The sequence below is a fragment of the Gammaproteobacteria bacterium genome (assembly GCA_028817255.1).
GTDB lineage: Bacteria > Pseudomonadota > Gammaproteobacteria > Porifericomitales > Porifericomitaceae > Porifericomes > Porifericomes azotivorans.
The window spans coordinates 1-8,060 of sequence record JAPPQA010000143.1; the positions used below are offsets into that span (position 1 = coordinate 1).

Consider the following 8,060-nt stretch of genomic DNA (forward strand, 5'->3'; position numbering starts at 1 on the left):
TCGTCTTGCCGACTCCCCCTCAAGGGGGGAGTGATGCGTAAGAACCGCTTTTCTTGCCTTCGATTGCGGAGCGGCCCGCTGGCTCCGCGGTGCGGACGGGCGGGCGCAGCCGCCCGGGAGACTCGGTTGCCGGCGCCGGCGTTGCCGAAGCGGGCGGCATTCTCGAGCGGCTTCATTGCGCCAGTCTTTCGTTGCGCCTTGCGTTGCGCCCGGCGGCCAGCGAGGCGGCGCACAATGCCAGCGACAGGGCGACCATGGGCCAGTCTCCCCAGCGGGCATACGGCGTTATGCCGCGGAATTGCAGCGCCCGCGCGGTCAGGGTTTGCGGCTGGAATTGCGCGGCCTGCGCCAATAGCCGGCCTTTCTCGTCAATTACGGCGCTGATCCCGTCGTTTGTCGCCCGCACCAGATAACGGCCGACTTCCAGGGCGCGGGCGCGGGCGATTTGCAAATGCTGGTGCGGCGCCAGCGAATCCCCGAACCAGGCGTCGTTGCTGACGTTGACCAGCAGTTCCGCCTCCGGGAGCATGTCGAGGAGTTCGCTGCCGAATATGATCTCGTAGCATATCGCGACGCCCACCGGCCCGAAGGAGGGGTACAGCAGCGGCTTCTCTCCCGTCGCGCCCGAAAACGCCGGCACCGGGACGCCGAGCCGCCGCAGCGGCGGCGCCAGCAGCCTTTCCAGGGGCAGGTATTCTCCGAACGGCACCAGATGCCGCTTGTGGTAAACGCCGGTGCCGCGCCCCAGATACAGCAGGCTGTTGTACAGTTTCCCCGTTTCCGAATCGCGGACCGGGATCCCGAGGAGCAGTTCTGTGTTCGCGCTTTGGCCGCGTTGCCGCAATTCCGCCAGCAGGGGCCCTACCTGGTGTCGGAAAGCCGGGATCACGGTCTCCGGCCAGACGATCAGATCCGCTCCCCAGTGCGGTGCGGAGAGGCGGCGATACCGGGTGACGGTTTCCGTAAGGTAGGCGGCGTCCCACTTGAGCGGCTGTGGGATCGCCCCCTGGATCACGGCCACCGAAAGTTCGCCGCCGGGGCGGGGCGCGGTCCAGGAAACCTCGCGCAACGGCGGGCCGAGCGCCCATATCAGGCCGCCCAGGCAGAGCGCCGGGAGCGCCCCGCGGCCCCGGCGCAAGCACAGCCAGGCCAGCAGGCAGGCGCTGTGCGCCAACAGCCACCCGAGGCCGAAAATTCCCAGCAGGGGGGCCCATCCTCCCAGGGGCCCGTCCGTTTGGCTGTAGCCCAGGCTGAGCCAGGGGAAACCGGTGAGCAACAGAGAGCGCAGCCACTCGCTTAATGTCCACAGGGATGGGACCGCCAGCAGCAGCCAGATCGCGTCATGACCCGTACAGCCCGGACGGGCGGGCATCAGGCGCCGGCCGATCAGGCCGACCAGGGCGGGGTACAGGGCGAGGATCGCGGCCAGAATAAGGGAGAGCAGCCAAGCGACCGGCCCGGGCAGGTCGCCGTACATCCGGATGCTGATCCGCACCCAGCCTACGCCCGCGGCGAACATGCCGAACCCGAATAGCCAGCCGCGCCAGCAGGCGCGCATCGTAGTGCCGTGCCGCCACAGCAGCGCCAGCAGGGCCAGCAACGGCAACGGCAGCGGCCACAGATTCCAGGGCGCGAAAGCTGCCGGCATCAGGGCGCCCGCGCCCAGCGCGCCGGCATCCCCGAGCCGCTGCCCGCAACGGCCGGACAGCAGGGGCCGGAGCCGGCGGCGCAGTTGGGAAAACGGGCGGGGCATGGGGGGCAGGTAGGCGCCAGGGAGCCGGCAGGGCCGGGATGCGGTCGCGACGGAAGGGATTCCGGGGCGTTGCCGGCGGGCTCAGGTGGCGTCCTCTCGCGCCTTTTTCCGCCCCTGGAACCCGATCAGATGAATGCGCCTTTTGTCTGCCTGCAGGATGTCGAAGCGTTGCCCTTCCACGATGGCGCTCTCGTTCTTGCGGGGCATCCGGCCAAAGCCTTTCAGCACCAGCCCGCCGACGGTGTCGCATTCTTCCGCGTCCATTTCGGTGCCGAAGTAATCGTTGAAATCTTCGAGCGGGGTAATGGCCTTGATCGCGTAGCGGTCTCCATCCAAGCGGCGAATGTTTTCCTCTTCCTCCTCCCGGTCATGTTCGTCTTCGATATTGCCGACAATCTCCTCGATGATGTCCTCGATGGTCACGAGTCCGGCGATTCCTCCGTACTCGTCCACCACGATCGCTATATGGCTGTGAGCGCTGCGGAATTCGCGCAGCAGCACGTTCAGGGACTTGCTCTCGGGGACGAGCATCGCCGGCCGCACCAGCTCCCGGATGTCGAGTTTTTGCGGCTTGGACAGGACATACCCGAGCAGGTCCTTGGCGATCAAGATGCCCAGGATGGAATCGGCGTTCTCCTCGACTATGGGCAGGCGCGAATATCCCGACGAGACGAAAGTTTCCAGTAACTCGTCCTGGGGAGATTGCTCGCTGGCCATGACCATCCGGATGCGCGGCACCATGATGTCGCGCACCTGCAGGTCTATGATTTTGAGCGTGCCTTCGATCATGGGCATGGTTTCCGGGTCCAGCAGTTTGCGGGTCTCGGCCGCGCGCAACAGGTTCAGCAGGGAATGGCGGTCCTCCGGCACCGCGGCGAGGGCCTGGGCAATCCGGTCCAGCCAGGAGCGCGTCCCGTCGCTCTCCTTGCCGCTACGGTTTTTGGCTTTGGGTTTCCGTGGCATAGGGGTCGGGGAAGCCGAGTCCTTCGAGAATCTTCCGCTCCAGATTCTCCATGCGGCGCGCCTCCGCGTCTTCTTCGTGCGCGTAGCCCAGCAGGTGCAGGGTGCCGTGCACCACCATGTGCGCCCAGTGGGCAAGCAGCGGCTTGTCTTGTTCCCGCGCCTCGCGCCGCAACACGGGCGCGCAAATCACGATATCGCCCAGCGGCGGCATCGCCATGCCGGCCGGAGGAGAATAGGGGAAAGACAGCACGTTGGCGGGGCCCTTGCCGCCGCGCCATTTTCTGTTCAGCGCTCCCCCCTCTTCCTCGCCGACGATGCGCACCGCGAGTTCCCCTTTCTGTTTGCTGCCGGTCAGCGCCAGTCGCGCCCAGCGCTCGATCTGACTGTTTTCTGGTAGAACGGTCTCGTCCGTTGCCCGTTGGATCTCCACCCGGATAGCCAATGTCGCCATACTACGGGCCGGCGTCTTCCCCGGAGCGGGCATACGCATCCAGGATACGGGCGACCAGGGGGTGGCGGACGACATCCGCGGAGCTGAAGTAAGTGAAGCTGATACCGGCCTCGCCGCGCAACAGCTCGGCGGCATGGGACAGGCCGGAGCGTTTGCCCGCCGGCAGGTCAACCTGGGTAATGTCGCCGGTGATCACCATTTTCGAACCAAGGCCCATGCGGGTCAGGAACATCTTGATCTGACTTACGGTGGCGTTTTGCGCCTCGTCCAGGATAATGAACGATTCCTCCAGCGTGCGCCCGCGCATGAATGCCAGCGGCAGGATCTCGATGCGGCCCTGGCCGAGATACTGCGCTACCCGTTCGTGTCCCAGCAGGGCGTTCAAGGCATCGTAGAGGGGATGCAGGAAGGGAGTGACCTTCTCCGCCATATCTCCGGGCAGGAAGCCCAGCCGTTCGCCGGCCTCCACGGCGGGGCGCACCAGGAAGATGCGTTGCGCCCGCTCCTGCTCCAGGGCGGCGACGGCACAGGCCACGGCGAGATAGGTCTTTCCCGTGCCAGTCGGCCCGATGCCGAAATTGATTTCGCGCGTCCGTATGTTGCGCAGGTAGTGCCGCTGATTGTCCGTGCGTCCGCGTATCGTCTTTTTGCGGATGTGGACCCGTTCTTGCTGCCGGTCTTTCGCCGCCGCGTTGCCGTTTTCGTTGAGCGCTTCCTGCAGGCACAGGTGCACCCTTTCCGCCGACAGCAATTCTTCCCGGGTGGCGTCGTACAGGGCGCGGATGACTTTTCCCGTCATGGCCACGGATTGGCGGTTGCCGGTGACATGGAAGCCGTTGCCGCGATTGCAGATCTCCACCCCCATTCGCTGCTCTACCTGATGCAGGTGCCGGTTCAGGGGGCCGCATAGATTGGAAAGGCGCCGATGGTCCATCGGCTCCAGGGACAGGTCGGCGGCCGCGCGCGTCGCTTCGGAGAGGGTCTGCTGGCGGCTCAAGGCGAGAGACGGGGCAAAGGTTCGGGCGTCCGCGGGATGCGGGCGGGCGCGGCGCCGGTCACGGCTTCGCCGCGCAGAGAGTGGGGCAGCGCCTCCGTGATCCGAACGTCGGCAAAGGTTCCGACCAGTTCCGGGGAGGCAGAGAAATTGACGACCCGGTTGTTTTCCGTGCGCCCGCACAACGATTCCCGGGGGCCCCTGCGCGCCGGCCCCTCCACCAGGACGCGGCACGTGCCGCCCACCATGGAACGGGCGATCTCGAGGGCCTGCCGGTCAATCAATTCCTGCAGCGCGCGCAGCCGCCGCTTCTTGACCTCGGCGGGCACTTCGTTCGCAAGGGATGCGGCCGGGGTGCCCGGCCTCCGGCTGTACAGGAAACTGAAAGATTGATCGAATCCCACCTCCTCGACCAGCCGCAGGGTGGCCGCAAAGTCTTCCTCCGTCTCTCCCGGGAACCCCACGATGAAGTCGGAGGATATGCCGATCCCCGGCCGTGCCCGCCGCAGGCGGCGGATCCAGGACTTGTACTCCATGGCGGTGTAGCCGCGCTTCATCAGACTGAGGATTCGGTCCGAGCCGCTCTGCACCGGCAAGTGCAAGTGGCTCGCCAGTTGCGGGGTTCGCGTGTAGGCATCAATCAGCCGGTCGCTCATCTCTATGGGGTGCGAGGTAGTGTAGCGAATACGGCCGATTCCGTCGAGACTCGCCAGGTACTCGATCAGGCAGGCGAGGTCCGCCGTGCCGCCGCCGTGCATGCGCCCCCGGTAGGCGTTGACGTTCTGGCCGAGAAGGGTGACCTCGCGGGTTCCCTGCTCCGCCAAAGCGGCGATTTCGGCAAGGACGTCGTCCAGCGGTCTGCTGAACTCTTCCCCGCGGGTGTAGGGAACGACGCAAAAACTGCAATACTTGCTGCACCCTTCCATGATGGACACCCAGGCCGTGACCCCGCCGCGCGGGGGCGGCAGGCAATCGAATTTCTCGATCTCGGGGAACGAAATGTCAATGGCGGGCTTGCGCGTTTTCCGCACCCGGTCCAGCAGCCGGGGCAGGCGGTGCAGGGTTTGCGGGCCGAATACGATGTCCACGCATGCGGCCCTGCGCCGCAGCGCGGCCCCCTCCTGGCTGGCTACGCAGCCCCCCACGCCGATCAGCAATTCGGGGCGCTGCCGTTTCCATTCGCGCCACTGCCCGAGCAGGGAAAAAACCTTTTCCTGGGCCTTCTCGCGCACCGAGCAGGTATTGATCAGCAGCACGTCCGCCCGCGACGGGTCCGCGGTCAGGGTCAGGCCATGGGACTCGCGCAGCAGGTCCGCAATCCTGGCGGAGTCGTACTCGTTCATTTGGCAGCCAAAGGTTTTTATGAACAGATTTTGCATCGTTCCCGCGCCGATTCCTCCGCCATCGGTTCTACGGTACACTTTCCCGATGCCCTTTTCCAGGCACTTCCGCGACGACGTCCGGGGCCGTAGCCGCCGTTCGCGCCCGCGAGGCTGGCCGGGCGTGCTGGCGCTGGCCGCCATGCTGGCGGCGCTGCCGGCGGTGTGCCTGTCCCGGGCGGCGGAGCGGGAGATCTTGTTGGCCATTACCACCAGCATTGAGGACAGCGGCCTGGTGGGCGTATTGATCCCCGCCTTCGAGCGCCGGCATCGCGTCATGGCGCGGGTAATCGCTGTCGGTTCCGGACAAGCCTTGCGGCTGGGGCGCAACGGCGATGTGGACGCGCTGCTTCTGCACGCGCCCGAGGCGGAGGAACGCTTCGTCCGGGAGGGCTGGGGCGTGGGCCGCCGCCTGGTTATGCGCAACGACTTTATTCTCCTGGGGCCCGGCGGCGGCCTGCCGGCGGCGGACGACGGCATTTTTTCCATCCTGCGCGCCATCGCCGCGCATGGCGCGGCTTTCGTTTCCCGCGGCGACAACTCCGGGACGCACCAGAAGGAATTGGCGCTATGGCGCCAGGCCGGCGTCGCGCCCCGGGGAGACTGGTATCTTTCGGTGGGGCAGGGCATGGCGGCGTCCTTGTTGCTGGCCGTGGAACGGCAGGCATACGTCTTGAGCGACCGGGGCACTTACCTTGCCCTCGGCGACCGGGTTCGGCTGCAGATCCGCGCGGAAGGCGACCCGGCGCTGCACAACCCCTACCATGTCATCGCCGTCAATCCGGAGCGGCATCCTCATGTGCGCTACGATGCCGCCCGTCTCCTGATCGGGTTCCTGGTCGGTTCGGAAGGCCAGGCGCTGATCGGCAATTTCCGGTTGCATGGACAGTTGCCGTTCTATCCGGCGGCTGACCGCCGGGCACATTGACCCTGTTGCCCGCATTCGTTTTTTGCCCCGGTCGCGGGGCCGTTGGTACGGGAGCGTGAGTTTTCTTCTGGAGTCTTTGCGGGAAGCGGCGCTGCTGCTGATCTCCCTGGATGCCGATGTCTGCCGGGTGGCCGCCACCTCGCTGGTCATTTCTCTGGCGGCCGTCCTGATGGCCTCTCTGGTCGGCATACCCCTTGGGATCCTGGTCGCCGTCGCGCGGTTTCCGGGGCGCAGTCTGCTGCTGGGCCTGCTCAATGCCCTGATGGCCATGCCTACGGTGGTGGTCGGGATGCTGCTGTACGGCATGCTGAGTCACCGGGGCCCGCTGGGGGAGTGGCACCTGCTGTACACTCGGGGCGCCATCGCCATCGGCCAGTTCCTCCTGATCTTCCCGTTGATATGGAACCTGAGCATCGCCGCGGTCCGGAACGCGGACTGGAGGATTGACTACACCAGCCGCATCCTGGGCGCCTCGCCGCTGCAGCGCGGCCTGGTGCTGATGGATGAGATGCGCTATGCGCTGCTGGCCGCCGCCATCGTAGGTTTCGGGCGGGCGATCAGCGAAGTGGGCATCGCCATGATCGTGGGCGGGAACATCCATGGATTTACTCGTACGATGACCACCGCGATCGCGCTGGAGACCGCGCGCGGAGATTTCGAATTCGCCCTGGCGCTGGGTATTTTGCTGCTGCTCATCGCGTTTGTGGTTACCTTCGGGCCGCAACAACTGCAACAGAAGTCCTGATGCCTCCTCCCACCTACCTGTTGCGAGGGCTTGCCTGCGGATATGCGGCCGATAACCCGGTACTGAAGGGCATAGACCTGGAAGTGGGGCAGGGGAGTATCGTGGCCTTTGTGGGGCCCAACGGGGCGGGCAAGAGCACTTTGCTGAAGACGCTGGCGCTGGAGTTGCCGCCGATCCATGGAGAGATCCGCTGCCTCGGGCAGTCGGCGCTCGGCGCCCTGCGCCGCTCGGTAGGCTTTCTGCCCCAGGCGCCCTTCCTGTTCCGGGGCACCGCGCTGGATAACGTGGCGGTCGGCCTGCGCTTTCGCGGCATGGGTCGCTCCTTGCGCCGGTCGCTGGCGCGGCAGTGCCTGGAGGGCCTGGAGCTGGGCGCGCTGGCGGAGAAAGATGCCCGCGAGCTGTCGGGAGGTCAGGCGCAACAGGTGGCCGTCGCCCGGTTGCTGGTTCTGCAGCCCAGGGCATTGCTGCTCGACGAGCTCTTCGCCCCCTTGGACCGGGAAGCCGTATCCATGCTGGAAGATCTGATACGCAAAATACGCCTGCACGACGGGCAAACCATCGTCTTTACCACCCACGACCTGAACCGCGCCCTGGTACTGGCGGACCAGGTATGGGAGATCCGCGACGGGCGCTTGTCAGCCCCGTTTCCGTTCCTCATCGGCCGCTCGGGCGCGGGCGCCGCCTCCGTTTAGCGGCCCGGCATGGCGGCGCGAGTTTATGGCTGTCTGCCGCGCCCCCGCTCCGCCCTGAAGGAGCGCGAAGCGCGCGCTTGTTATGCGGGATTCCGGCTTTCGCCGGAATGACGAGGTAAAGGGCGGGAATGGCGAGGTGGGGGCATGGGAATGGC

8 protein-coding genes are annotated in these 8,060 nt (G+C 66.2%); 3 read left to right on the forward strand and 5 right to left on the reverse strand.

Features of this window, described 5'->3' with window-relative positions; all coding sequences use genetic code 11:
* Positions 1–172: 172 nt before the first annotated feature.
* The 5 genes from lnt to miaB form a co-directional block, all read right to left on the reverse strand.
* Positions 173–1,753, reverse strand: a complete 1,581-nt coding sequence (gene lnt / locus OXU43_06195; GenBank protein ID MDD9824742.1) for an apolipoprotein N-acyltransferase — start codon at positions 1,751–1,753, stop codon at positions 173–175.
* Positions 1,754–1,834: 81 nt separating this feature from the next.
* Positions 1,835–2,716: a CBS domain-containing protein gene (locus OXU43_06200; GenBank protein ID MDD9824743.1), complete on the reverse strand. Its 882-nt coding sequence runs from the start codon at positions 2,714–2,716 to the stop codon at positions 1,835–1,837.
* Positions 2,685–3,167 (reverse strand): rRNA maturation RNase YbeY, encoded by a 483-nt coding sequence (gene ybeY, locus OXU43_06205; protein MDD9824744.1) that lies wholly within the window; start codon positions 3,165–3,167, stop codon positions 2,685–2,687. The genes OXU43_06200 and ybeY overlap by 32 nt, the downstream gene beginning before the upstream one ends.
* Before the next feature lies 1 nt (position 3,168).
* The gene (locus OXU43_06210; GenBank protein ID MDD9824745.1) at positions 3,169–4,164 is read right to left on the reverse strand and encodes a PhoH family protein; all 996 of its coding nucleotides are present in this window, start codon (positions 4,162–4,164) and stop codon (positions 3,169–3,171) included.
* Positions 4,161–5,540 carry a tRNA (N6-isopentenyl adenosine(37)-C2)-methylthiotransferase MiaB gene (gene miaB, locus OXU43_06215; protein ID MDD9824746.1) on the reverse strand — a complete coding sequence of 460 codons (1,380 nt, stop codon included), beginning with the start codon at positions 5,538–5,540 and terminating at the stop codon, positions 4,161–4,163. Before miaB ends, OXU43_06210 begins: the two co-directional genes overlap by 4 nt.
* A gap of 124 nt (positions 5,541–5,664) precedes the next feature.
* Here miaB and OXU43_06220 point away from each other — a divergent pair, with 124 nt between their 5' ends.
* From OXU43_06220 to OXU43_06230, 3 genes are read left to right on the forward strand one after another with little or no spacing between them, the layout of a single operon-like run.
* Positions 5,665–6,468, forward strand: coding sequence for a substrate-binding domain-containing protein (locus tag OXU43_06220; protein ID MDD9824747.1), 804 nt, complete (start codon positions 5,665–5,667; stop codon positions 6,466–6,468).
* A gap of 55 nt (positions 6,469–6,523) precedes the next feature.
* Positions 6,524–7,213 (forward strand): ABC transporter permease, encoded by a 690-nt coding sequence (locus OXU43_06225; protein MDD9824748.1) that lies wholly within the window; start codon positions 6,524–6,526, stop codon positions 7,211–7,213.
* Positions 7,213–7,905, forward strand: coding sequence for an energy-coupling factor ABC transporter ATP-binding protein (locus OXU43_06230; GenBank protein MDD9824749.1), 693 nt, complete (start codon positions 7,213–7,215; stop codon positions 7,903–7,905). Before OXU43_06225 ends, OXU43_06230 begins: the two co-directional genes overlap by 1 nt.
* Positions 7,906–8,060: the final 155 nt, after the last annotated feature.